Origin of the sequence: Cellulomonas cellasea, from assembly GCF_006538745.1 — a bacterium.
Taxonomy (GTDB): Bacteria; Actinomycetota; Actinomycetes; order Actinomycetales; family Cellulomonadaceae; genus Cellulomonas_A; species Cellulomonas_A cellasea.
Genome location: NZ_BJLR01000028.1, coordinates 46,917 through 70,935, shown reverse-complemented (window position 1 = coordinate 70,935; position 24,019 = coordinate 46,917). Strand labels below are relative to the sequence as shown.

Below are 24,019 nucleotides of genomic sequence, written 5' to 3'. Positions count from 1 at the left end.
CTCGACCACGTTGGAGGGGAGTATCCCGCCACGACGCGCTCGTCATCACGGTCGACTCCGTAGTCGGCCCGGTCGCGTCGGTCCGGACGCCGAGCGTCGGGACAGGGAGAGACCTCCGGTACCCAGTTGTGTACCGGAGGTGTACCTGTGTCTGTTCCCCTGTGGGTCTGGGGCGCGACGACCGCGCTCGTCGTCGGCATGATCCTGTTCGACTTCTTCGCCCACGTGCGCAAGCCGCACGAGCCGACCTTCCGCGAGTCCGCGACGTGGTCGATCTTCTACGTCGCGATCGCGATCCTGTTCGGGGTCGGCGTCGGGGTGGTGTCCGGCTGGACGTTCGGCGGCGAGTACTTCGCCGGCTACGTCACCGAGAAGAGCCTCTCGGTCGACAACCTGTTCGTCTTCCTCATCATCATGACGAAGTTCGCGGTCCCGAGGGCGTACCAGCAGAAGGTCCTGCTCGTCGGCGTCGTGATCGCGCTCGTGCTGCGGACCGTGTTCATCCTCCTCGGCGCCGCGGCGATCGAGGAGTGGTCCTGGGTCTTCTACGTGTTCGGCGGCTTCCTGATCTACACCGCGATCAAGCTGGCGCGCGAGAAGCACGACGGCGACGTCGAGCACGAGGCCGCCGAGGAGAAGGACAGCCTCGCCGTCCGCGCGCTCAAGCGGGTCCTGCCGACGACGGAGAAGTACCACGGCGACCGCCTCACCGTCGTGATCGACGGCAAGCGCCTCGTCACGCCGATGCTCCTCGTGATGGCGGCGATCGGCAGCACCGACATCCTGTTCGCGCTCGACTCGATCCCCGCGATCTACGGCCTCACGCAGGAGCCGTACCTCGTCTTCACGACGAACGCGTTCGCCCTCCTCGGCCTGCGGCAGCTCTACTTCCTGCTCGGCGGGCTGCTCGAGCGGCTCGTGTACCTGTCGCAGGGACTGTCGGTCATCCTCGGCTTCATCGGCGTGAAGCTCGTGCTGCACGCCATGCACACCAACGAGCTCACGTTCGTCAACGGGGGGCAGCCGTTCCACTGGGCCCCGGAGATCCCCACGTGGCTCTCGCTGTCCGTCATCCTGGCGACGCTCGCCGTCGCGACGGTCGCGAGCCTGCTCAAGACGCGCAGCGACGCCAACCGCGTCGAGGCCGGCGGCGACGGCACCGGCCGCGACGACGACCAGGTCGGGGCGTCGAGCTCCACGAGCTGACGTCGCGACCCGCGCTCGAGCGAGCGACGACCTGGCGCCCGTCCGGCCTGCGAGCAGCGGCCGGGCGGGCGCCCGCGTCTGCGCCGGCGTCCGGGGTCCGACGTCCGGGGTACGACCGGACGCAACGTCGAGCGTCTTCGGTGCCTCGGGTGCCGGGGATCCGGCGAGCCGGGGCGCTAGCGTTCCGGCATGACAGCGAACACCCCGACCATCGTCGCGACCTCGGGCGGCTACGTGGCCGGCCGGCGCACCCGGCTCGAGCTCGGACCCCTCGTGCACCACGCCGTCGAGCTCGCGGGTCCCGCCGGCCGGCCGCGCGTGTGCCACCTCGGCACCGCGGGCGGCGACCAGGCGTGGGGCCGGGCGGACCTGCAGGACGCCGCGCAGGTGGCCGGGGTCGAGCTCACGCACCTGACGCTCTTCTCGATGCCGAACGTCGACGACGTCGAGGGGCACCTGCTGGCCCAGGACGTCGTGTGGGTCGGCGGCGGCTCGGTCGCGAACCTGCTCGCCGTGTGGCGCGTGCACGGGCTCGACGCGATCCTGCGCCGGGTGTGGGAGGCCGGGGTGGTCCTCGCGGGCGTGAGCGCGGGCTCGATCTGCTGGTACGTCGGCGGGACGACCGACTCGTTCGGCCCCGAGCTGCGGCCGGTCACCAACGGTCTGGCGCTGCTGCCCTACGGCAACGGCGTGCACTACGACTCGGAGGCGCGGCGCCGCCCGCTCGTGCACGAGCTCGTCGCCGACGGGACCCTGCCGACGACGCACTGCACCGACGACGGCGTGGGGCTGGTCTACCAGGGGACCGACCTCGTCGAGGCGGTGTCCGAGCGCCCGGGCCCGGCCGCGGCGTACGTGGTGCGGCGCGAGGGGGACGGGGCCGTCGAGGAGCGCCTCGAGCCACGCCGGCTCCCTGCGCGGCGCTGAGACCGGCGGCGAGGGCCCCGACGGCGGGCGGCGACGCGTCGGGCCGTCGCGCCGTACCGGTCGCCGGGACCGGTCAGTCGCGGACCGAGCCGGCGAGCCAGGCCGCCGCACCGCGCCCGGCGACGACGCCGGTGCTGAAGGACGCCTGCAGCAGGTAGCCACCCGTGGGCGCCTCCCAGTCGAGCATCTCGCCCGCGACGAACGTGCCCGGCAGCCGGCGCAGCATGAGCGACTCGTCGACCTCCGCCCACCCGATGCCGCCCGCCGACGAGATCGCCCGCTCGATGGGCATCGTCGCCGTCACGACCACCGGCACGGCCTTGACCAGCGCGGCCGCCTCGGCGGCGTCACGCGGCAGGGCGCCGCCGGCCGACTCGCGCACGAGGGCCACGCCGACGGGGTCCAGGCTGATCGCGCGGCGCAGCCAGGTCGAGCCGGAGTCCTTGGGTCGGCGGCGGTCCTCGAGCCGGGCGGTGAGCTGCTCGACCGTGGCGTCGGGGCGCAGGTCCACCTCGAGCACGCTCCGCCCCTCGGCGTCGAGCGCGTCGCGGATCGCGGCGCCGAGCGCGTAGACCGGGCCGCCCTCGAGGCCGCTCCGGGTCACCATCGCGTCGCCGCGCACGGACCGGCCGGCGCCGCGGACGGTCAGGGTGACGTGCTTCACCGGCGTCCCCTCGAACCGGTCCGCGAACGTGCCGGTCCACCCGACGCGCACCCCGACGTTCGCGGGTCGCATCGGTGCCACCGCGACGCCCCGCTCCGAGAACGGGTCGATCCACCCGCCGTCCGAGCCCAGCCGCGGCCACGACGCGCCCCCGAGCGCGAAGACCGCCGCGTCGCTCACGACCTCGACGTCGGCGCCGCCGGCGTCGGCGAACCGCAGGCCGCCCGGGCGCCCGGTCCAGCCGACCCACCGGTGCCGCCGCTCGATGCGCACGCCGAGGTCCGCGAGCCGCGCGAGCCATGCGCGGACCAGCGGCGTCGCCCGGAAGGACCGCGGGAAGACCCGCCCGCTCGAACCGACGAACGTCGGCTCGCCGAGGCCCGCGCACCAGTCGCGCAGGTCCTGCGGGCCGAAGACCCCGAGCATCGGCGCGAGCCGGTCGGCGGCCGCGCCGTACCGCGCGACGAACGGCTCACGGGGCTCGGAGTGCGTGATGTTCAGCCCGCCGTGACCCGCGAGCAGGAGCTTGCGGGCGGGGGACGGCATCCGGTCGTAGACCGTGACCGTCACACCCGCGCGGGCCAGCTCCTCGGCGGCGACCAGTCCCGCGGGTCCGCCGCCGATCACGGTGGCCGTGCTCATCGACCGGACCGGGCGGGGCGGCGGACGTCGGGCACGCGCTGACGCTAGCCCACCGTCGGCCAGGGCGGTGCGCCGGAGCCTGCGTCCGCCGTGGGGTCGGCCCGGGTCCGGCGCCGGGCTCCGTGCTGCTCGCGCACCGGCGGAGACGGCGGCGCCGACCGCGTGGCCCGGCGAGGGTGACGGCGAGCGCCCGGCGCACGGTGCTCGACGGACGCACGGCACCGTCAGAGCGGAGCGGGCTCCGGCCAGCCGCCGATGACGACGTTCCAGCCCCGCACGGTCGTGGAGGAGATCAGCCCCTCGCGCGCGAACGGGTCGGCCGTGAGCAGCTGCTCGAGCGTCCCGGCGTCGTCGGTGCGGAAGACGAGCAGCGCACCCGGCTCGCCGTCGGCCCACGGCCCCGAGGCGAGGAGGATGCCCTGCTCCGCGAGCCCGCGCAGGTAGGTCCGGTGCTCGGGGCGGACCGCGTCCTGCTGGTCCCGGCGCTCGTCATAGGTGTACTGCACGGCGAAGATCGACATGGCGCCATCCTGCCGCACGACGCCGCGCCGGTCCCTCGGCCTGCGCGCTCACCAGCCGCGGGCGCGCCACTCGGCGAGGTGCGGGCGCTCGACGCCGAGGGTCGTGTCGGCGCCGTGACCCGGGTAGACCCACGAGTCGTCGCCGAACCGCTCGAACACGCGCTCGACGACGTCGCGGTACAGCGCCGTGAACCGGGCCTCGTCACCGCCCGTCGCGCCCACACCGCCCGGGAACAGCGAGTCGCCGGTCAGCAGGTGTGCCCGGCCCGCGACGGCGCCGTCCGCGTGCACGTGCTCGGGCTCGCGGTAGACGAGGGCGACCGAGCCGGGGGTGTGGCCGCGCAGCGCGACCACCTCGAGCACGAGGTGCCCGAGCGTCAGCGTGTCGCCGTGGTGCAGCCGGCGCTGCACGTGGACCCCGGTCGCGGCGGCGATCGCGTCGGCGTCGGCGTCCCCGGCCGCCACGGGTGCGCCCGTGAGCGCGACGACCGAGGCGAGCGCGCGGTGGTGGTCCGCGTGCTGGTGCGTCGTCACCACGAGGTCGAGCCGCGACCCCGCGGAGGCGTCGCGCAGGAGCGCGGCGAGCCGCTCCGGCTCGTCGGCCGCGTCGACGAGCAGCTGCGCGCCGCTGCGCCGGCACGTGAGCAGGTAGGCGTTGTTCGCCGCCGGCCCCACCGCCAGCTTGCGCAGCACGACCTCGTCGAGCTCGCGCACGTCCGCCGGGTCGCCGGGGCGCACGTCGCCCGTGTACGTCACGACCCGCCGTCCGGCGTGGTGCCGACGGGCTGCAGCGCCGCCCCGGAGAGCGCGCGGTCGTGGCTGCGGACCGCCCGCACGAGCGCGAGGTGCGACAGCGCCTGCGGGTAGTTGCCGGCCATGCGCCCCTCGACCGGGTCGTACTCCTCCGCGAGCAGGCCGAGCTCGCCGCCGAGCCCGGTGAGCGTGTCGAGCACGGTGCTCGCCCCCGCGACGTCGCCCTGGCGCGCGAGCGCGTCGGCGAGCCAGAACGAGCACGCGAGGAACGGGTGCTCGTTGCCGGCGAGCCCGTCGTCGGTGCGCTCGGCGCGGTAGCGCAGGAGGAAGCCGGGCGCGACCTCGAGCTCGCGCCGGATCGCGGCGACCGTCGACACCATGCGCGGGTCGTCCGGCGGCAGGAAGCCGACCTGGAGCATCTGGAGCAGCGACGCGTCGGTGTGGTCCGCGCCGTAGTGCTGCACGAACGTCCCGAGCCCCTCGTCCCAGCCGTGCGCGAGGACATCGGCGTGGACGGCGTCCCGCTCGCGGCGCCACTCGTCGACCGGGCCCGGCAGGCCGTGCTCCTCGACGGCGCGGACGGCGCGGTCGAGCGCGGCCCACGACATGACCTTCGAGTGCGTGAAGTGGCGCGGCTCGCCCCGGACCTCCCAGATGCCGCGGTCGGCCGTGCGCCAGCGCGTCGTGAGGTCGCGCACGAGGTGGCGCTGCATCGCCCACGAGTCGTCCGACTCGACGAGCCCGCCCGCGCGCGCCTCGTGCAGCGCGCACATGACCTCGCCCAGGACGTCGTTCTGCGTCTGGCCGACGGCCGCGTTGCCGGTGCGGACCGGGCGCGACCCGGCGTACCCGGGGAGGTGGTCGAGCGTGCGCTCGGGCAGGTCGCGGCGGCCGTCGACGCCGTACATGATCTGCAGGTCCGCCGGGTCGCCCGCGACGGCCCGCAGGAGCCAGCCGCGCCACGCGGTCGCCTCGTCGCGGTAGCCGTGCTCGAGCAGCGCCTCGAGGGTCATCGCCGCGTCCCGCAGCCAGCAGAACCGGTAGTCCCAGTTGCGCTCGCCCCCGAAGTCCTCGGGCAGCGACGTGGTCGGTGCCGCGACGATCCCGCCGGTCTCGGCGTGCGTGAGCAGCCGCAGCACGAGCAGCGACCGGACGACCTGCGGGCGGTAGGAGCCGGTGTAGGCGCAGCGCCTGGCCCACTCGCCCCACTCGCCGCGCGTCGTCTCGAGGCGGTCGGGAATCGTCAGTCGCCGCGGGACCTCGTCCCACGAGCGCGTCCAGGTGACCGCGAGTTCGACGCTCTCACCGGCGGCGAGCTCGAACTCGTCGCGGTGCACGCGTCCGTGCGGCGACGGGAGACGGTCGCCGCGCAGGAGCAGCGAGTCGGGCCCGGCGACCGCCTGGATGGCCTCCTCCCCGTCGGAGTCGCGCACGTGGTGGACCCAGGGGACGATCGCGCCGTACCCGAAGCGCGCGACCCACTCGTGCTCGACGGACACCGTGCCGGCGGTGCACTCGACGCGCCGGACGAGGTCGGCCCGGCCGTCGCCGACCGGCATGGCGTCCGTCACGACCGCGGTGCCCGTGGGGGAGGTGTAGGTCGTCCGCAGGACGAACGAGTCCTCGACGTAGGTGCGCGACACGTCGCTCGCGTCGGGCACCGTGAGCAGCCAGCGGCCGTGCTCGGGCGTGCCGAGCAGCGCGGCGAAGGACGCGGGGGAGTCGAACCGGGGCAGGCACAGCCAGTCGACCGAGCCGCGGCGGGAGACGAGCGCGGCTGTGTACCCGTCGCCGAGGACCGCGTAGTCGGCGATCGGCGGGGGAGTGTGGGGGCGCATCCGTCCATCATCGGCGAGGTGGCGGCGGCGCACCCGCGGAGGGGACACGGGGCGTGGCGCCCGTCACGTTCGTTCGAACACCTGTGCGGCATGTCGGAGGGTCGACGTAGCATGTCGGGGTGAATGATCGTCTGGTGGTCCAGGGGGCCCGCGAGCACAACCTCCGCAACGTCGACCTCGACCTCCCGCGGGACAGCCTCATCGTCTTCACCGGGCTCTCCGGCTCGGGCAAGTCGTCGCTCGCGTTCGACACGATCTTCGCCGAGGGCCAGCGGCGCTACGTCGAGTCGCTCTCGGCGTACGCGCGCCAGTTCCTCGGGCAGATGGACAAGCCCGACGTCGACTTCATCGAGGGCCTGTCGCCCGCGGTGTCGATCGACCAGAAGTCGACCAACCGCAACCCCCGGTCGACCGTCGGCACCATCACCGAGGTCTACGACTACCTGCGCCTGCTCTTCGCCCGCGCCGGGACCCAGCACTGCCCGGTGTGCGGCGAGCGGGTCACCGCCCAGACGCCCCAGCAGATCGTCGACCGCCTCCTCGAGCTCCCCGAGGGCACGCGCTACCAGGTGCTCGCACCGGTCGTGCGCGGGCGCAAGGGCGAGTACGCGGACCTGTTCAAGGAGCTCCAGGCCAAGGGCTTCGCGCGGGCGCGCGTCGACGGCGAGGTCGTCCAGCTCACGAGCCCCCCGACGCTCGAGAAGAAGCTCAAGCACGACATCGAGGTCGTCGTCGACCGCCTCGTCGCGCGCGAGGGCGTGCAGCGCCGGCTCACCGACTCGGTCGAGACCGCGCTCGGTCTCGCGGGCGGCCTGCTCGTCGCCGAGATGGTCGACGCCGACGCGGACGACCCCGAGCGCGAGCGTCGGTTCTCCGAGCACCGGGCGTGCCCGAACGACCACCAGCTCACGCTCGAGGAGATCGAGCCGCGCACCTTCTCGTTCAACGCCCCGTACGGTGCGTGCCCCGAGTGCACGGGCATCGGCTCGCGGCTCGAGGTCGACCCCGACCTCGTCATCCCCGACGAGGACCTCTCGCTCGCCGACGGCGCGGTCGCGCCCTGGTCGCAGGTCTCGAGCGAGTACTTCACGCGCGTGCTGACCGCGCTCGCGAGCGACCTCGGCTTCTCGATGGACGCCCCGTGGCGCGCGCTGCCCGAGCGGGCCAGGAAGGCCGTGCTGTACGGCGAGAACCACGAGGTGCAGGTCAAGTACCGCAACCGCTGGGGCCGTGAGCGCCAGTACTCGACCGGGTTCGAGGGCGTCGTGACGTTCCTCGAGCGGCGCTACTCCGAGACCGAGTCGGAGTGGAGCAAGGAGAAGTACGAGGCGTACATGCGCGAGGTCCCGTGCCCCGTGTGCGACGGTGCACGCCTCAAGCCCGAGGTGCTGGCGGTGCGCGTCGGCGGGCACTCGATCGCCGAGGTCTGCGCGCTGCCGATCCGCGAGGCGCGCGACTTCCTCGACGCGCTCGAGCTCAGCGAGCGCGAGGCGGCGATCGCGGTGCAGGTGCTCAAGGAGATCCAGGCCCGGCTCGGCTTCCTGCTCGACGTCGGCCTCGACTACCTCTCGCTCATGCGGCCCGCCGCGACGCTCTCGGGCGGCGAGGCGCAGCGCATCCGGCTCGCGACGCAGATCGGCTCCGGGCTCGTGGGGGTGCTCTACGTGCTCGACGAGCCGAGCATCGGGCTGCACCAGCGCGACAACCGCCGGCTCATCGACACGCTCACGCGCCTGCGCGACCTCGGCAACACGCTCATCGTCGTCGAGCACGACGAGGACACGATCCGCACGGCCGACTGGATCGTCGACATCGGCCCGGGCGCGGGCGAGCACGGCGGCCGCGTCGTGCACTCGGGCGACCTGCCGGGCCTGCTGGCGTCCCCGGAGTCGGTCACCGGTGCGTACCTGTCGGGGCGGCGCTCGATCCCGATGCCCGCGAAGCGCCGCAAGGTCGACCCGAAGCGCAAGGTCACCGTCGTCGGCGCGCGCGAGCACAACCTGACCGGCATCGACGTGTCCTTCCCGCTCGGGACGCTCACCGCGGTGACCGGCGTCTCGGGCTCGGGCAAGTCGACGCTCGTGAACTCGATCCTGTACACCGTGATGGCCAACGAGCTCAACGGCGCACGCCAGGTCGCGGGCCGGCACAAGCGGGTCACCGGCCTCGAGCACCTCGACAAGGTCGTGCACGTCGACCAGGGGCCCATCGGGCGTACGCCGCGCTCGAACCCTGCGACGTACACGGGGGTCTGGGACCACGTCCGCAAGCTGTTCGCCGAGACCACCGAGGCGAAGGTCCGCGGGTACACGCCCGGGCGGTTCTCGTTCAACGTCAAGGGCGGGCGCTGCGAGGCGTGCTCGGGCGACGGCACCCTGAAGATCGAGATGAACTTCCTGCCCGACGTCTACGTGCCCTGCGAGGTGTGTCACGGCGCGCGGTACAACCGCGAGACGCTCGAGGTGCACTTCAAGGGCAAGACGGTCGCCGACGTGCTCGCGATGCCGATCGAGGAGGCCGCGGACTTCTTCGCGGCGGTCCCGTCGATCTCCCGGCACCTGCGCACGCTGGTGGACGTCGGCCTCGGCTACGTGCGCCTCGGCCAGCCCGCCCCGACGCTCTCGGGCGGCGAGGCGCAGCGCGTCAAGCTCGCGACCGAGCTGCAGCGGCGCTCGACCGGGCGCACGGTCTACGTGCTCGACGAGCCCACGACCGGCCTGCACTTCGAGGACATCCGCAAGCTGCTCGCGATGCTGCAGTCGCTCGTCGACAAGGGCAACAGCGTCATCGTCATCGAGCACAACCTCGACGTCATCAAGAACGCCGACTGGGTCATCGACATGGGCCCGGAGGGCGGCAGCGGCGGCGGCAAGGTCGTGGCCGAGGGGACGCCCGAGCACGTCGCGCAGGTCGCGGCGAGCCACACGGGCCGCTTCCTCGCCGAGGTGCTCGAGCCGGAGGCGCGGCTCGCGTCCGCGTGACGTGACGTCCGCTCCCCGCGGCGCGGGGTGCGCGGACGCGAGGCGCGGGCCGTCGACCGGCGATGGCGCGCAGGCGCGGCACGTCAGCCGGGCGCGCCCTCGCGGGCCCCGGCGAGGAGCGCGTCCGACGTCGCGGGCGGTCCCACGTGCACCGGGGACGGCGCGTGCCGCACGGGGAAGTTGACGGACCGCGCGATGAAGCAGTGCTCGTGCGCGCGGGCGTGCAGGTCGGCGAGATCGGTGCCGGCGTCCGCGGTGCCCGCCGCGACGGTCACGCGCGGCCGCAGGACGACCTCGGTGAACTGGCCGTGCCCGGCCGCCTCGACGCGCATCGTGCCGCCCGCCCGGTCGCGGTAGCCCGTCACGACGACCCCGGCGGCGGACGCCAGGTGCAGGAACCACAGCATGTGGCACTGCGCGAGCGACGCGACCAGCAGCTCCTCGGGGCTGTACCGGGCCGGGTCGCCCCGGAACGCGGGGTCGGAGGAGCCGGGGAGCGGGGGCTTGTCGCCGATCAGCACCTCGTGATCGCGGCTGTACCCGGTGTAGCTCGTGGTGCCGCTCGTGCCGGCGCCCGTCCAGACGACCTCGGCGGCGAACGTGTGCAGGGGACCCATCCGGCCACGCTAGCGCCCTCGTCCGCAGCGAGGCACGGACGGACGCCGCCCGCCGTCCGCTGCCCCGGCGTCGTCGGCCACCGGCGAGTCGTCCGCCGCCCGTCCGCCGGCGGCGAACGCATGACGTCCGCTGTGGGCGCCCCGACTTAGGCTCGGGGCATGGCCGATCCCGCGACCTACCGTCCTGCCCCGGGCGAGATCCCCGACTCCCCGGGCGTCTACCGCTTCCGTGACGAGCACGGCCGGGTCATCTACGTCGGCAAGGCGAAGAGCCTGCGCTCGCGCCTCAACAGCTACTTCCAGGATGTCGCGGGCCTGCACCAGCGCACGCAGCAGATGGTCACGACCGCGGCGTCGGTGCAGTGGACGGTCGTGGGCACCGAGGTCGAGGCGCTCGCGCTCGAGTACTCGTGGATCAAGGAGTTCGACCCGCGGTTCAACGTCAAGTACCGCGACGACAAGAGCTACCCGTACCTGGCGGTCACGCTCGCCGACAGGTTCCCCCGCGTGCAGGTCATGCGCGGCGCCAAGCGGGCGGGCACCCGGTACTTCGGGCCGTACGCGCACGCGTGGGCGATCCGCGAGACGGTCGACCTGCTGCTGCGGGTGTTCCCGGTGCGCACGTGCTCGGCGGGGGTCTTCAAGCGCGCAAACCAGCAGGGCCGCCCGTGCCTGCTCGGCTACATCGACAAGTGCTCGGCGCCGTGCGTCGGGCGCATCACGCAAGAGGACCACGCGGACCTCGCGCGCGACTTCTGCGACTTCATGGCGGGCGACACCGCCAAGTTCACGCGCCGGCTGACCGCGCGCATGCGGGAGGCGGCGGCGGAGCTCGACTACGAGCAGGCCGCCCGGCTGCGCGACGACATCGCGGCGCTCGAGCGGGCGACCGAGCGCAACGCGGTCGTGCTCGCGGACGGCACGGACGCGGACATCTTCGCGCTGGTCGGCGACGAGCTCGAGGCCGCGGTGCAGGTGTTCCACGTCCGGGACGGCCGGATCCGCGGTCAGCGCGGCTGGGTCGTCGAGAAGGTCGAGGACGTCACCGACGCCGAGCTCGTCGAGCACCTGCTCCAGCAGGTCTACGGCGACGAGGTGCTCGCCGGCCCGGGACCGGGTGCGGCCGAGGTCCGCGAGTCGCGCGCGGTGCCCCGCGAGGTGCTCGTCCCCGTCCTGCCCCCCGACGTCCCGGGCGTGCAGGCGTGGCTCACCGGGCTGCGGGGGAGCCGGGTCGAGGTCCGCGTCCCGCAGCGCGGCGACAAGCGCGAGCTGGCCGAGACCGTGCGGCGCAACGCCGAGCACGCGCTCGCGCTGCACCGCACCCGCCGTGCGGGCGACCTCACGACGCGCAGCCAGGCCCTCCGCGAGATCCAGGAGGCGCTCGACCTGCCGACGGCGCCGCTGCGCATCGAGTGCTACGACGTCTCGCACAACCAGGGGACCTACCAGGTCGCGTCGATGGTCGTCTTCGAGGACGGCATGGCGCGCAAGAGCGAGTACCGCCAGTTCTCGATCCGCGGGCCCGAGGGCGAGGGCGCGCGTGACGACACCGCCGCGATGCACGAGGTGATCACCCGGCGGTTCCGGCGCTACCTCGCGGAGCGTGCCGAGTCGGGTGACATGGACCTCGGCCAGGGCATGCCCGACGAGGACGACGACGAGGGGCTGCGCCGCTCGGGCCCCGTGGACGCCACGACCGGCCGACCGCAGCGCTTCGCGTACCCGCCGAACCTCGTGGTCGTCGACGGCGGCCCGCCGCAGGTCGCTGCCGCCGCAGCCGCGCTCGCGGAGCTCGGGATCGACGACGTCGCGCTGTGCGGGCTCGCGAAGCGGCTCGAGGAGGTCTGGGTCCCCGGCGACGAGTACCCGGTGATCCTGCAGCGCAGCTCGGAGGGCCTCTACCTGCTCCAACGCCTGCGCGACGAGGCGCACCGCTTCGCCATCACGGCGCACCGCAAGCGCCGCAGCAAGGGCATGACCGTCTCGGCGCTCGACTCCGTCCCCGGTCTCGGTCCCGCGCGCTCAGCCGCCCTTCTCAAGCAGTTCGGGTCGCTCAAGCGGCTCAAGGCCGCGTCGGTCGAGGAGATCATGTCGGTGCCCGGCATGGGGGAGCGCACCGCCGCCGCGGTCGTCGCCGCCCTCGGCGGGGGCGGCGGTGCCGGTGACGTGGTTGCCGGCCCCGAGAGCGCCGTCGCGTCCGCGTCCCCGTCCCCGACGGTCCGCGCGTGAGGCTGGCATGCTGAGCCCATGAGCGACGAGCCTTCGCCGATCACCGTCCCCTCCGGGATCCCCGCCCTCGAGGCGGCCGCGGAGGCGCCGCGCCTGATCGCTCCCCAGGTCCTGATCATCACCGGCATGTCCGGCGCCGGGCGCACGCGCGCGGCGGCGGTGCTGGAGGACCTGGACTGGTACGTCGTGGACAACCTGCCGGCCCAGATGCTCGTGCACCTCGTCGGCCTCGTGGCGAAGGGTGGCCCGGGCGGCGGCCAGCAGCGGATCGCCGCGGTCGTCGACGTGCGGACGCGCGAGTTCTTCGCGGACCTCGCCGAGGTGCTCGCGGGCCTGCGGGCGACGGGCACGGACTACCGCATCCTCTTCCTCGACTCCTCCGACGAGGTCCTGGTGCGCCGCTTCGAGCAGGTGCGCCGCCCGCACCCGCTGCAGGGCGACGGGCGGATCCTCGACGGCATCGAGGCCGAGCGCGCGCTCCTGACGGACATCCGCGAGCGTGCCGACGTGCTGATCGACACCTCCGGGCTGAGCGTCCACGACCTCGCGCGCGAGGTCAGGGCAGCGGTCACGGGCGACAACGAGGACGTGCTGCGCGTCAACATCGTCTCGTTCGGCTTCAAGTACGGGCTGCCGCTCGACGCGGACCACGTGGTCGACGTCCGCTTCCTGGCCAACCCGTACTGGATCACCGAGCTCCGTCACCTGACGGGCCGCGACGAGCCGGTGCGCGACTACGTGCTCGGGCGGCCCGGCGCGACGGACTTCGTCGACCGCTACGCCTCGGCGCTCGAGCCGGCGCTCGCCGGGTACCTGCACGAGGAGAAGCGCTACGTCACGATCGCGGTCGGCTGCACGGGCGGCAAGCACCGCTCGGTCGCGATCAGCGACGCGCTCGCCCGCCGCCTGCGGGAGCAGGGTCAGCGCGTGACCGTGACCGCGCGCGACCTCGGCAAGGAATGAGCGCGGCGCGCGCGTCGGACCCGGCCTACCTGGCCCCGGCGTTCGTGGCCCTCGGGGGAGGGCACGGCCTCTCGGCGACGCTCTCGGCGCTGCGGCTCATGTCGGACCGGCTCACCGCGGTCGTCACGGTCGCGGACGACGGCGGCTCGTCCGGTCGCCTGCGTGACGAGCTGGGCGTCCTGCCGCCCGGGGACCTGCGCATGGCGCTCGCGGCCCTGTGCGACGACTCCGACTGGGGCCGGACGTGGCGGGACGTGCTCCAGCACCGGTTCTCCTCGTCGGGCGACCTCGACCGGCACGCGGTCGGCAACCTGCTGATCGTGGCGCTCTGGGAGCTCCTCGGTGACCCCGTCGAGGGCCTCGACTGGGTCGGCAAGCTGCTCGGGGCGCGTGGCCGGGTGCTGCCCATGTCGGCGGTGCCGCTCGAGATCGAGGCGGACGTCGAGGACGGCACCGGCCGCACCACCGTGGTCCGCGGGCAGAGCGCGGTCGCGGTCACCACGGACCGGATCGCGCACGTGCGGCTCGTCCCGGGGTCGCCGCCGGCGTGCGAGGAGGCGGTCGCGGCGGTCGACGCCGCGGACTGGGTCGTCCTCGGACCCGGTTCGTGGTTCACGTCGGTGCTCCCGCACCTGCTGGTGCCCGAGCTCTCGGCCGCGCTGCACCGGACGTCCGCGCGCCGCGTCGTCGTGCTCAACCTCTCACCGGACTCGGGGGAGACCGCGGGCATGTGCGCCGAGGAGCACCTCGCGGTGCTGCACGAGCACGCGCCGGCGCTGCACCTCGACGCGGTCGTCGCCGACCCGGGAGCGGTCGACGACGTCGACGTGCTCATGACCAGGGCACAGGCGTTCGGCGCACGGGTCCTGCTGCGCCAGGTCCGCGTCGGCGACGGCTCCGCGCGGCACGACCCGCTGCGGCTCGCGGCGGCCCTGCGGGACGTCGTGGAGGGCTACCTCGGGGACGTCGGTACCCGCACGAGCTGACCTCAGGTGGTGGCAGGATGACGCCATGGCGCTGACGGCACAGGTGAAGGATGAGCTGGCACGGCTCCAGGTGGACAAGACGTCCTGCCGCAAGGCCGAGGTCTCCGCGACGCTGAGGTTCGCGGGCGGGCTGCACATTATCTCCGGCCGCATCGTGATCGAGGCCGAGCTGGACACGGGGATCGCGGCCCGGCGGCTGCGCCAGGCGATCGCCGAGGTCTACGGGCACGGCAGCGACGTCATCGTGGTCTCCGCGGGCGGCCTGCGCCGCGGCAGCCGGTACGTGGTCCGGGTCGTCAAGGACGGGGAGTCGCTCGCGCGGCAGACCGGCCTGCTCGACAACCGCGGCCGCCCGGTGCGCGGGCTGCCGCCCCAGGTCGTGTCGGCCGGGGTGGGCGAGGCCGAGGCGGCGTGGCGCGGGGCGTTCCTCGCGCACGGCTCGCTGACCGAGCCGGGACGGTCGTCGTCGCTCGAGATCACGTGCCCCGGGCCGGAGGCGGCGCTCGCGCTGGTCGGGGCCGCGCGCCGGCTCGGCATCACCGCGAAGGCGCGCGAGGTGCGCGGGGTCGACCGCGTCGTGATCCGGGACGGCGACGCGATCAGCGCGATGCTCGCCCGGCTCGGCGCGCACGACACCATGCTGGTGTGGGAGGAGCGCCGCGTGCGCCGCGAGGTGCGCGGGACGGCGAACCGGCTCGCCAACTTCGACGACGCGAACCTGCGCCGGTCGGCGCGGGCGGCGGTCGCCGCGGGGGCGCGCGTCGAGCGGGCGTTCGAGATCCTCGGCGCGGACCTGCCGGAGCACCTGCGCGAGGCGGGGGAGCTGCGGCTCGCGCACAAGGAGGCGTCGCTCGAGGAGCTCGGCAAGCTCGCCGACCCGGTGCTGACGAAGGACGCGGTCGCCGGGCGGATCCGCCGCCTGCTCGCCACCGCGGACAAGCGGGCGGCCGAGCTCGGCATCCCGGACACCGAGGCGGGCCTCGCGCCCGAGCTCCTCGACCTCTAGGGGCCGCCCGCGGGCCACCCACCTGCGGACCCGTCTCAGCGCGGACCATGGTCCCGGCGTGAGGTCGGTCACGGGTATAGGCTCAAGAACATCCGGTGGAGGTCAAGAGTCGGCCGCGCGCACAGCGTGGTCGAGGCTCGGCAGCCACCGGTGGAGCGCACATCGGCGTGCGTGCTCGTCAATCACCGCAACTGTGTGCGCCGGCCCTTCGTCGGCGCGTGCCGAGGAGGGCAAGTGACCATCCGCGTCGGTATCAACGGCTTCGGCCGCATCGGACGTAACTTCTACCGGGCGATTCTCGCGTCCGGGGCGGACATCGAGATCGTCGGTGTCAACGACCTCACGGACAACAAGACCCTGGCGCACCTGCTGAAGTACGACTCCGTCCTGGGGCGTCTCCCGGTCGAGGTCAGCTACGACGAGAAGTCGATCATCGTCGACGGCAAGGCGATCCGCGCGCTCGAGGAGCGCGACCCGGCCAACCTCCCCTGGGGCGAGCTGGGCGCGGACATCGTCATCGAGTCCACGGGCTTCTTCACGGACGCCACCAAGGCGAAGGCGCACATCGACGCCGGCGCCAAGAAGGTCATCATCTCGGCCCCGGCCAAGAACGAGGACGGCACGTTCGTCGTCGGTGTCAACCACACCGACTACGACGCCGCGACGCAGCACATCATCTCTAACGCGTCGTGCACCACGAACTGCCTCGCGCCGCTCGCGAAGGTCCTCGACGAGGCCTTCGGCATCGAGCGTGGTCTCATGACCACGATCCACGCGTACACGGGTGACCAGAACCTCCAGGACGGCCCCCACAAGGACCTGCGCCGTGCGCGCGCCGCCGCCCTGAACATCGTCCCGACGTCGACGGGTGCGGCCAAGGCCGTCGCCCTCGTGCTCCCGCAGCTCAAGGGCAAGCTCGACGGCTACGCGCTGCGCGTGCCGGTCCCGACCGGCTCGGCCACGGACCTCACGTTCACGGCCGGCCGCGAGACGACGGTCGACGAGGTCAACGCCGCGGTCAAGGCCGCCGCCGCGACGGACGCCCTCCAGGGCATCCTCGTCTACACCGAGGACGAGATCGTCTCGAGCGACATCGTCACGGACCCGGCCTCGAGCATCTTCGACGCCAAGCTCACGAAGGTCATCGGCGACCAGGTCAAGGTCGTCGCCTGGTACGACAACGAGTGGGGCTACTCGAACCGCCTCGTGGACCTCACGGTCTACGTCGGCGAGCGTCTCTGACGCGTCGTCCCCTCACCAGCACGGCAATGCGTCCGCGTGCGCCCCACGGCCCTCGGGTCGCGGGGCGCACGCGGACGTCGTCATGTCCCGGGCGGTCGGGCTCCGGCCCCGCTGCCCCGAGTCAGGAAGTAGGACCATGAAGACCATCGAGGACCTCGGGGACCTGCGCGGCAAGCGCGTCCTCGTCCGTTCCGACTTCAACGTGCCGCTCGACGGCACGACGATCACGGACGACGGCCGCGTGCGCGCGGCGCTCCCCACGCTGACGGCGCTGCTCGACGCCGGCGCCCGTGTGGTCGTGACCGCGCACCTGGGCCGCCCCAAGGGCGCTCCGGAGGACAAGTACTCGCTCGCGCCCGTCGCCGCCCGCCTCGGCGAGCTGCTCGGCAAGCCCGTCACGCTCGCGAAGGACACCATCGGCGAGTCGGCCCGCGAGACGGTCGCCGCGCTCGGTGACGGCGAGATCGCCCTGCTCGAGAACATCCGCTTCGACCCGCGTGAGACCTCGAAGGTCGACGCGGAGCGTGCGGAGCTCGCCGGCGAGCTCGCGTCCCTCGCGGACGCGTACGTGTCCGACGGCTTCGGCGTCGTGCACCGCAAGCAGGCGTCGGTCTACGACATCGCGCAGGTGCTGCCCGCCGCGGTCGGCGAGCTCGTCCTCAAGGAGGTCGACTCCCTCCGCAAGGCGACCGAGGACCCGGCGCGCCCCTACGTGGTCGTGCTCGGCGGCTCGAAGGTCTCCGACAAGCTCGGCGTCATCGCGAACCTGCTGACCAAGGCGGACCGCCTGCTCATCGGCGGCGGCATGGTCTTCACGTTCCTCGCGGCGAAGGGCTGCTCGGTCGGCAAGTCGCTGCTCGAGGAGGACCAGATCGAGACCGTCAAGGGCTACCTGGCGCAGGCCGAGGAGCGCGGCGTCGAGATCGTCCTCCCGACGGACATCGTCGTCGCGGACGCCTTCGCGGCCGACTCCCCGCACGACGTGGTCGCGGCCGACGCGATCCCCGACGAGCGGATCGGCCTCGACATCGGACCGGCCTCCGCGGAGCTCTTCCGCAGCAAGCTGGTGGACGCGAAGACGGTCGTCTGGAACGGGCCCGCGGGGGTGTTCGAGTTCGAGGCGTTCTCGGGCGGCACGCGTGCGGTGGCGCAGGCCATCGTCGACGCCGGCGCGAACGGCGCGTTCACGATCGTCGGTGGTGGCGACTCCGCCGCCGCCGTCCGGATCCTCGGCTTCGACGAGGCCGGCTTCGGTCACATCTCGACGGGTGGCGGCGCCAGCCTCGAGTTCCTCGAGGGCAAGACCCTCCCCGGCATCGCCGTCCTGGAGGGCTGATCCCATGGCAACGCGCATCCCGCTCATCGCGGGCAACTGGAAGCTGAACCTCGACCACAACGAGGCGATCCACCTCGTGCAGAAGCTCGCGTGGTCGCTCAAGGACGCGAAGCACGACTTCGCGGCCGCCGAGGTCGTCGTGCTGCCGTCGTTCACCGCGATCCGCTCCGTGCAGACGCTCGTGGACGCCGACAAGCTCGAGATCGGCTACGGGGCGCAGGACGTCTCGGCGCACGCGAGCGGCGCGTACACCGGCGAGGTCTCGGCCGCGCAGCTCGCCAAGCTCGGCGTCAGCTACGTCGCCGTGGGCCACTCGGAGCGTCGTGAGTACCACGCCGAGTCGGACGCGGTCGTCGCGGCCAAGGCCGTCGCGGCGTTCGGTGCGGGCATCGTTCCCATCGTGTGCGTCGGTGAGGGCCTCGACGTCCGCAAGGCGGGCGAGCAGGTCCCCTACACGCTCGCCCAGCTCGAGGGCTCGCTCGCGGGTCTCACGCCCGAGCAGGTCGCGAAGGTCGTCATCGCCTACGAGCCCGTCTGGGCCATCGGCACCGGCGAGGTCGCGACGCCCGAGGACGCGCAGGAGGTCGCCGCGGCGATCCGTGCCCGCCTCGCGGAGCTGTACTCGGCCGAGATCGCCGACGCCGTCCGCGTGCTCTACGGCGGTTCGGTGAAGTCGTCGAACGTCGCGTCGATCCTCGACAAGCAGGACGTCGACGGCGCGCTCGTCGGCGGCGCGAGCCTCGACCCCGAGGAGTTCGCGAAGATCGCGCGCTTCCAGGCGCACAACGTCGGCCTGTAGGTCGTGTACCACCCGGGACGGGTGCGCGCTCGACGAGTGCGCACCCGTCCCGGCGTGATGTTGGCCTTCCGGTGCCGACGTCGCCTACCCTGTACCGCGGTCACCTGTACCGCACCCACCTTCGGGTGACGTCCCAGAACGAGTGAGGAACCGACGCCGACGTGGACGCCTTGCGCATCACCTTCCAGATCCTGCTGGTGCTGACCAGCGTCCTGCTGATCCCGCTGGTCCTGCTGCACAAGGGCAAGGGCGGCGGTCTGTCGGACATGTTCGGTGGCGGCATCACCAGCAGCGCAGGCAGCTCCGGGGTCGCCGAGCGCAACCTCAACCGGATCACCATCACCGTCGCGATCACGTGGGCGATCATCATCGTGCTGCTGGGCCTGATCCAGCGCGTCAGCTAGGGGGCCCATCGTGGCGAGTGGAAGCGCGATCAGGGGTTCGCGTGTCGGTGCGGGCCCGATGGGCGAGGCCGAGCGGGGGGACAGCGCGCCGCGCGTCTGGATCTCCTACTGGTGCGCCAACGGGCACGAGACCCGGCCCAGCTTCGCCGAGGAGGCCGCCGCCGAGGCGCCCGTGACGTGGGACTGCCCGCGCTGCGGGTTCCCGGCCGGGCAGGACGAGGCCAACCCGCCGTCGCCCTCGAAGAACGAGCCGTACAAGACGCACCTCGCGTACGTGAAGGAGCGTCGCTCCGACGAGGACGGCGAGGCGATCCTCGACGAGGCGCTGGCCGCGCTCCGCGCACGTCGCGGCGGCTGACGCGGGCGCACGACCCCAGACAGCGCGAAGGGCGCCTGACCGCGAGGTCAGGCGCCCTTCGTCGTGTCCGAGCTTCGTCGTGTCCGAGCTCGCGGCGGGCCGGAGGCTCAGACGGTCGGCCTCACGCGGGGAGGCCGGCGGCCGCAGCCGCGTCGACGAGCCACAACGTCCGCTCGCGCCCGTAGGCGCCCGCTGCGGGCGTCGCGGCGACGTCGGCACCCGAGAGCGCCGCGCCGAGCTGTGCGGCCTTCTCGGCGCCCGCCACGACGAACCACACCTGGTGCGCGGCGTTGATCGCCTCGAACGTCAGGGACACGCGCTCCGGCGGCGGCTTCGGCGAGCCGTGCACCCCGACCGTCGGCGTCCCGGTGACCGTGAGGGCGTCGTGCCCCGGGAACAGCGAGGCGACGTGCCCGTCGGGTCCCATGCCGAGCAGCAGGACGTCGAGCTCGGGCGCCGCTGCCCCGTCGGCGGCGAACCGCGCGAGCTCGGCGGCGTACGCCTCGGCGGACCGCTCCGGGGTGTCGACCCCGTCGCCCAGCGCGGGCATTGCGTGCACGTTCTCCGCCGGCAGCACGTCCCCGAGGGAGTCGAGCAGCGCGTCGCGCGCCTGGGTCTCGTTGCGGTCGGGGTCGCCGGACGGCAGGAACCGCTCGTCGCCCCACCACACGTGCACGCCGGACCAGTCGACGACGTCGCGGATCGGGCTGCGGGCCACGGCCCGGAGCAGCGCGATGCCGACGGTGCCGCCCGTCAGGCCGACGTGCACGGGGGAGTGCAGCGACTGCACGTCGAGCAGGCGGGTGAGCAGCCGCGCGGCCACCGCCTCCGCGAGCGTGCCGGCGTCCGGGTGGACGACGACGCGGCGCCGGTGGTGCGGCTGCCGCTCGGGAGCCGTCACGGCAGGCTCGGGGGCCGGCGTGGTCATGAGCTCAACCTCGCGAGGCCCTTCTGCAGCACCTCGCCGTAGACCTCGTCGGCATCCAGCCGTCGCAGCTCCTCGGCGAGGCACTCCCGCAGCTGCCGGATCGGCAGGGCGATGCGGTGCTCGGGCTGGTCGGGCTGGATCAGCGCCGCCGTCTTGCCGTCGGGGCGGTCCAGCACGATCGGACCGGACGCGCGCTCGAGCCGGACCGTCGTGATGGCCGGGGCGTCGGCGATGCGCTCGACGTCGACGGGGCAGCGCAGGGACTGCGCGAGCCACGCCGCGATGAGGTCGACCGACGGGTGCGTGCTCTCGCCCGAGACGACGACCCGCTGCACCTGCTCGTACGGCGGCTGGTCGAGCGTCGCGGCGATGAGCCCGCGCCACAGGGTCGCGCGCGTCCAGGCGAGGTCGGTGTCGCCCTCCGCGTAGACCTGCGCGAGCCGGCGCAGGACCTCGCCCGGCTTCGCGCACTGCGTCGAGTCCGTGATCCGGCGCTGGGCCATGCGGCCGAGCGGGTGCTGGGCGGGGTCCTGCGGGATCTCGTACGGCCACCACACGACGATGGGCGCGTCGGGCAGCAGGAGCGGCATGACGAGCGTGTCGAGGTGCTGCGCGAGCGCGCCGACCGGACGGAGCACGATGACCTCGCTCGCCCCCGCGTCGCCGCCGAGGCGGATCTGCGCGTCGAGCCGGGACTCGTCCGCCGTGGTGTCCTCCGCGATCACGATGACGCGGCACGGGTGCTCGCGGCTCGCGTCGTTCGCGGCCTCGATCGCCTCCTCGGCGTCGCGGCCGTCGACGTCGATGATGAGCGTGAGGACGCGGCCGAGCGCGACCGCGCCGCCCTCGTCGCGCGCCTTGACGAGCCGGCGGTTGATCGCCCGCGTGCTCGTGCCGGGCAGGTCGATGATCACGGGAGCCTCCAGGCGCGGCCGTCGCGGGCCATCATCTCGTCAGCGGAGTCGGGGCCCCACGTGCCCGAGCGGTAGGGGTCGGGCTTGCCCTTGGACGCCCAGTACGCCGTGATGGGGTCGAGGATCTTCCAGGACAGCTCGACCTCCTCGTGCCGCGGGAAGAGCGGGGGGTCGCCGAGCAAGACGTCCAGGATGAGCCGCTCGTACGCCTCGGGGGAGGACTCCGTGAACGCGTGCCCGTACCCGAAGTCCATCGTGACGTCGCGGACGGCCATCGCGGTGCCGGGGACCTTCGCGCCGAACCGCAGCGTCACGCCCTCGTCGGGCTGGACGCGGATGACGAGCGCGTTCTGCCCGAGCTCCTCGGTCGCGGTCGTCTCGAACGGCAGGTGCGGCGCGCGCTTGAAGACGACCGCGATCTCGGTGACGCGGCGTCCGAGGCGCTTGCCCGTGCGCAGGTAGAACGGCACGCCCGCCCAGCGGCGGGTGTCGATGTCGACGCGGATGGCCGCGAACGTCTCGGTCGTCGAGGTGCTCGAGAAGCCCTCCTCCTCGAGGTACCCGACGACCTCCTCGGCGCCCTGCCACCCGGCGACGTACTGGCCGCGCGACGTGTGCCGGCCCAGGTCACGGGGGAGTCGGACCGCCGAGAGCACCTTCTCCTTCTCCGCGCGCAGGTCGTCCGCATCGAACGACACCGGCTCCTCCATCGCGGTCAGCGCGAGGAGCTGCAGGAGGTGGTTCTGGATGACGTCGCGGGCGGCGCCGATCCCGTCGTAGTACCCGGCGCGACCGCCGATGCCGATGTCCTCGGCCATCGTGATCTGGACGTGGTCCACGTAGTGCGAGTTCCAGATCGGCTCGAAGAGCTGGTTCGCGAACCGCAGCGCGAGCAGGTTCTGGACCGTCTCCTTGCCGAGGTAGTGGTCGATCCGGAAGACGTCGTCCGGCCGGAAGACCTCGGAGACGACGTCGTTGAGCTCGCGTGCGCTCTGCAGGTCGTGACCGAACGGCTTCTCGATGACGACCCGGCGCCACGCACCCTCGCGGGGCTGCGAGAGCCCCGAGCGTGCGAGCTGGCGGCACACCACCGGGAACGAGCTCGGGGGGACCGACAGGTAGAACGCGTGGTTGCCGCCCGTGCCGCGCTTGGCGTCGAGGTCCTCGACGGTCTCGCGCAGCCGGTCGAACGCGGTGTCGTCGTCGAACGTGCCCTGGACGAACCGGATGCCCTCGGCGAGCTGGCGCCACGTCGCCTCGCGGAACGGCGTGCGGGCGTGCTCCTTGACCGAGTCGTGCACGATCTGCGCGAAGTCCTGGTCCTCCCAGTCCCGCCGAGCGAACCCGGTCAGGGCGAAGCCGGGGGGCAGCAGCCCCCGGTTCGTGAGGTCGTAGACCGCGGGCATGAGCTTCTTGCGGGCGAGGTCACCCGTCACGCCGAAGATCACGAGGCCGCACGGCCCCGCGATCCTCGGCAGACGGCGGTCGCGCGGGTCGCGCAGCGGGTTGTGCGCCGCCGAGATTTTCGAGGGGCTCACCGGCTCACCCGCGCGAGGCCCTCGGTGACCGTGTCGAGCAGCTCGCCCCAGCTGGCCTCGAACTTCCCGACGCCCTCCGTCTCGAGGGTCTCGGTGACCTCGTCGATCTCGATGCCGAGCGCCGCGAGGCCGTCGATCACGGCCTGTGCCTCGGCCTGCGTGCCCGTCACCGTGTCGCCGTGGATGTCGCCGTGGTCGGCGACCGCCTGGAGCGTGGCCTCGGGCATGGTGTTGACCACGCCCGCGACGACGAGCTCGTCGACGTACCGCGTGTCGGGGTAGGCCTTGTCCTTGACGCCCGTCGAGGCCCACAGCGGGCGCTGCGGCCGCGCGCCGGCGGCAGCGAGCTGCTGCCAGCGCTCCGAGGCGACGACCTCCTCGTACACCCCGTACGCGAGACGTGCGTTGGCGATCGCCGCCTTGCCGCGCAGCGCGGCCGCCTCGGGCGTACCGAGCTCGTCGAGCCGCGGGTCGATCGCCGCGTCGACGCGCGAGACGAAGAACGAGGCCACCGACGCGATCGGCGCGAGGTCGTGGCCGTTGGCGCGGGCCTTCTCGAGGCCCTCGAGGAACGCGTCGAGCACCGCGCGGTACCGCTCGAGCGAGAAGATCAGCGTCACGTTGACGCTGATCCCCTCGCCGAGGACGGCCGTGATCGCCGCGAGACCCTCCCGGGTCGCGGGGATCTTGATGAACACGTTGGGCCGGTCGACCGTGGCCCACAGGGCCTTGGCCGACGCGATCGTGCCCTCGGTGTCCTTGGCCAGGCGCGGGTCCACCTCGATGGACACGCGGCCGTCGACACCGCCCGTGCTCTCGTGCAGCGGGCGCAGCACGTCCGCCGCCTCCCGCACGTCGTCGGTCGTGATCGTGAACACGGCCGTGTCGAGGTCGGCGCCCTGGGCGGCGAGCTCACGGAGCTGCTCGTCGTAGGCGTCGCCCTTCGCGAGCGCGCTCGCGAAGATGGTCGGGTTCGTCGTCACGCCGACGACGCCGCGCGTCTCGACGAGCTCGGCGAGGTTCCCCGTGCGGAGACGCTCGCGTGAGAGGTCGTCGAGCCAGATGGCGACCCCGGCCGCGGTGAGGCGGTCGAGGGCGCTGCTGCCGGACGGTGCCATGGTGGTTCCCCTTCCGTGCTGTTGCCGGCGCCCGGTGGTGCGGGCGCCT

General features: G+C 73.3%; 21 protein-coding genes. 12 read left to right on the top strand and 9 right to left on the bottom strand.

The features are described 5' to 3' along the window. Positions 1-147 precede the first annotated feature (147 nt). Together CCE01nite_RS14860 and CCE01nite_RS14855 are read left to right on the top strand one after the other, a co-directional pair. Positions 148-1,206: a TerC family protein gene (locus CCE01nite_RS14860; RefSeq protein ID WP_034624269.1), complete on the top strand. Its 1,059-nt coding sequence runs from the start codon at positions 148-150 to the stop codon at positions 1,204-1,206. A 189-nt stretch (positions 1,207-1,395) separates the two neighbouring features. Continuing rightward, positions 1,396-2,133, top strand: a complete 738-nt coding sequence (locus CCE01nite_RS14855) for a Type 1 glutamine amidotransferase-like domain-containing protein (protein WP_034624273.1) — start codon at positions 1,396-1,398, stop codon at positions 2,131-2,133. A 73-nt stretch (positions 2,134-2,206) separates the two neighbouring features. On the opposite strand, the gene CCE01nite_RS14850 is transcribed toward CCE01nite_RS14855, so the two are convergent. The 4 genes from CCE01nite_RS14850 to CCE01nite_RS14835 form a co-directional block, all read right to left on the bottom strand. Continuing rightward, positions 2,207-3,439, bottom strand: coding sequence for a BaiN/RdsA family NAD(P)/FAD-dependent oxidoreductase (locus CCE01nite_RS14850; RefSeq protein WP_034624276.1), 1,233 nt, complete (start codon positions 3,437-3,439; stop codon positions 2,207-2,209). A gap of 224 nt (positions 3,440-3,663) precedes the next feature. Further along, a complete protein-coding gene (locus CCE01nite_RS14845; protein WP_034624280.1) occupies positions 3,664-3,960 on the bottom strand; it encodes a YciI family protein in 297 nt (98 codons plus the stop codon). Between the two features lie 48 nt (positions 3,961-4,008). Next, positions 4,009-4,716, bottom strand: coding sequence for an MBL fold metallo-hydrolase (locus CCE01nite_RS14840; RefSeq protein WP_034624284.1), 708 nt, complete (start codon positions 4,714-4,716; stop codon positions 4,009-4,011). After that, positions 4,713-6,551 (bottom strand): glycoside hydrolase family 15 protein, encoded by a 1,839-nt coding sequence (locus CCE01nite_RS14835; RefSeq protein ID WP_034624287.1) that lies wholly within the window; start codon positions 6,549-6,551, stop codon positions 4,713-4,715. The genes CCE01nite_RS14840 and CCE01nite_RS14835 overlap by 4 nt, the downstream gene beginning before the upstream one ends. Positions 6,552-6,670: 119 nt before the next feature. On the opposite strand from CCE01nite_RS14835, the gene uvrA reads away from it, so the two are divergent. Continuing rightward, on the top strand, positions 6,671-9,532 hold the full coding sequence (uvrA, locus tag CCE01nite_RS14830) for an excinuclease ABC subunit UvrA (RefSeq protein WP_034624290.1): 2,862 nt from the start codon (positions 6,671-6,673) through the stop codon (positions 9,530-9,532). 83 nt (positions 9,533-9,615) lie between these two features. Here uvrA and CCE01nite_RS14825 read toward each other — a convergent pair whose 3' ends face one another. Beyond that, a complete protein-coding gene (locus CCE01nite_RS14825; RefSeq protein ID WP_052103284.1) occupies positions 9,616-10,149 on the bottom strand; it encodes an OsmC family protein in 534 nt (177 codons plus the stop codon). 159 nt (positions 10,150-10,308) lie between these two features. On the opposite strand from CCE01nite_RS14825, the gene uvrC reads away from it, so the two are divergent. The 9 genes from uvrC to CCE01nite_RS14780 all read left to right on the top strand — a co-directional run bounded on the left by uvrC (position 10,309) and on the right by CCE01nite_RS14780 (position 19,472). Next, entirely contained in the window at positions 10,309-12,378 is a 2,070-nt protein-coding gene (gene uvrC, locus CCE01nite_RS14820; protein ID WP_084142385.1) for an excinuclease ABC subunit UvrC, read from the top strand. A gap of 18 nt (positions 12,379-12,396) precedes the next feature. Next, positions 12,397-13,341 (top strand): RNase adapter RapZ, encoded by a 945-nt coding sequence (gene rapZ / locus CCE01nite_RS14815; RefSeq protein ID WP_034624293.1) that lies wholly within the window; start codon positions 12,397-12,399, stop codon positions 13,339-13,341. Continuing rightward, entirely contained in the window at positions 13,338-14,327 is a 990-nt protein-coding gene (locus CCE01nite_RS14810) for a gluconeogenesis factor YvcK family protein (RefSeq protein ID WP_052103286.1), read from the top strand. Before rapZ ends, CCE01nite_RS14810 begins: the two co-directional genes overlap by 4 nt. 25 nt (positions 14,328-14,352) lie before the next feature. Then, complete coding sequence (gene whiA, locus CCE01nite_RS14805; protein ID WP_034624295.1) at positions 14,353-15,333, top strand: DNA-binding protein WhiA; 981 nt, start codon at positions 14,353-14,355, stop codon at positions 15,331-15,333. A 234-nt stretch (positions 15,334-15,567) separates the two neighbouring features. After that, entirely contained in the window at positions 15,568-16,575 is a 1,008-nt protein-coding gene (gap, locus tag CCE01nite_RS14800) for a type I glyceraldehyde-3-phosphate dehydrogenase (RefSeq protein ID WP_034624298.1), read from the top strand. Between the two features lie 136 nt (positions 16,576-16,711). Beyond that, complete coding sequence (locus CCE01nite_RS14795; RefSeq protein WP_034624300.1) at positions 16,712-17,911, top strand: phosphoglycerate kinase; 1,200 nt, start codon at positions 16,712-16,714, stop codon at positions 17,909-17,911. A 4-nt stretch (positions 17,912-17,915) separates the two neighbouring features. Then, positions 17,916-18,710 (top strand): triose-phosphate isomerase, encoded by a 795-nt coding sequence (tpiA, locus tag CCE01nite_RS14790; RefSeq protein WP_034624301.1) that lies wholly within the window; start codon positions 17,916-17,918, stop codon positions 18,708-18,710. A 161-nt stretch (positions 18,711-18,871) separates the two neighbouring features. Beyond that, positions 18,872-19,114, top strand: coding sequence for a preprotein translocase subunit SecG (secG, locus tag CCE01nite_RS14785; protein WP_034624302.1), 243 nt, complete (start codon positions 18,872-18,874; stop codon positions 19,112-19,114). A gap of 10 nt (positions 19,115-19,124) precedes the next feature. Then, positions 19,125-19,472, top strand: coding sequence for an RNA polymerase-binding protein RbpA (locus CCE01nite_RS14780; protein WP_034624303.1), 348 nt, complete (start codon positions 19,125-19,127; stop codon positions 19,470-19,472). Between the two features lie 121 nt (positions 19,473-19,593). Here the strand turns inward: CCE01nite_RS14780 and pgl are convergent, their stop codons facing one another. Genes pgl through tal form a run of 4 tightly spaced genes read right to left on the bottom strand, consistent with a single transcriptional unit; the run spans position 19,594 to position 23,970 of the window. Beyond that, positions 19,594-20,400, bottom strand: coding sequence for a 6-phosphogluconolactonase (pgl, locus tag CCE01nite_RS14775; protein ID WP_052103290.1), 807 nt, complete (start codon positions 20,398-20,400; stop codon positions 19,594-19,596). Next, a complete protein-coding gene (gene opcA / locus CCE01nite_RS14770; RefSeq protein WP_034624304.1) occupies positions 20,397-21,314 on the bottom strand; it encodes a glucose-6-phosphate dehydrogenase assembly protein OpcA in 918 nt (305 codons plus the stop codon). Before opcA ends, pgl begins: the two co-directional genes overlap by 4 nt. Then, a complete protein-coding gene (gene zwf, locus CCE01nite_RS14765) occupies positions 21,311-22,852 on the bottom strand; it encodes a glucose-6-phosphate dehydrogenase (protein WP_034624305.1) in 1,542 nt (513 codons plus the stop codon). The genes opcA and zwf overlap by 4 nt, the downstream gene beginning before the upstream one ends. Continuing rightward, complete coding sequence (gene tal, locus CCE01nite_RS14760; protein WP_034624308.1) at positions 22,849-23,970, bottom strand: transaldolase; 1,122 nt, start codon at positions 23,968-23,970, stop codon at positions 22,849-22,851. The genes zwf and tal overlap by 4 nt, the downstream gene beginning before the upstream one ends. Between the last annotated feature and the right edge of the window lie 49 nt (positions 23,971-24,019).

Excerpts from the sequence above, each read along its gene's own strand:
- pgl (WP_052103290.1), bottom strand. The coding sequence starts at position 20,400 with ATGACCACGCCGGCCCCCGAGCCTGCCGTGACGGCTCCCGAGCGGCAG.
- CCE01nite_RS14855 (WP_034624273.1), top strand. The coding sequence starts at position 1,396 with ATGACAGCGAACACCCCGACCATCGTCGCGACCTCGGGCGGCTACGTG.
- tal (WP_034624308.1), bottom strand. The coding sequence starts at position 23,970 with ATGGCACCGTCCGGCAGCAGCGCCCTCGACCGCCTCACCGCGGCCGGG.
- uvrC (WP_084142385.1), top strand. The coding sequence starts at position 10,309 with ATGGCCGATCCCGCGACCTACCGTCCTGCCCCGGGCGAGATCCCCGAC.
- CCE01nite_RS14835 (WP_034624287.1), bottom strand. The coding sequence starts at position 6,551 with ATGCGCCCCCACACTCCCCCGCCGATCGCCGACTACGCGGTCCTCGGC.
- CCE01nite_RS14845 (WP_034624280.1), bottom strand. The coding sequence starts at position 3,960 with ATGTCGATCTTCGCCGTGCAGTACACCTATGACGAGCGCCGGGACCAG.
- CCE01nite_RS14850 (WP_034624276.1), bottom strand. The coding sequence starts at position 3,439 with ATGAGCACGGCCACCGTGATCGGCGGCGGACCCGCGGGACTGGTCGCC.
- CCE01nite_RS14810 (WP_052103286.1), top strand. The coding sequence starts at position 13,338 with ATGAGCGCGGCGCGCGCGTCGGACCCGGCCTACCTGGCCCCGGCGTTC.
- rapZ (WP_034624293.1), top strand. The coding sequence starts at position 12,397 with ATGAGCGACGAGCCTTCGCCGATCACCGTCCCCTCCGGGATCCCCGCC.
- CCE01nite_RS14825 (WP_052103284.1), bottom strand. The coding sequence starts at position 10,149 with ATGGGTCCCCTGCACACGTTCGCCGCCGAGGTCGTCTGGACGGGCGCC.
- tpiA (WP_034624301.1), top strand. The coding sequence starts at position 17,916 with ATGGCAACGCGCATCCCGCTCATCGCGGGCAACTGGAAGCTGAACCTC.
- CCE01nite_RS14795 (WP_034624300.1), top strand. The coding sequence starts at position 16,712 with ATGAAGACCATCGAGGACCTCGGGGACCTGCGCGGCAAGCGCGTCCTC.
- whiA (WP_034624295.1), top strand. The coding sequence starts at position 14,353 with ATGGCGCTGACGGCACAGGTGAAGGATGAGCTGGCACGGCTCCAGGTG.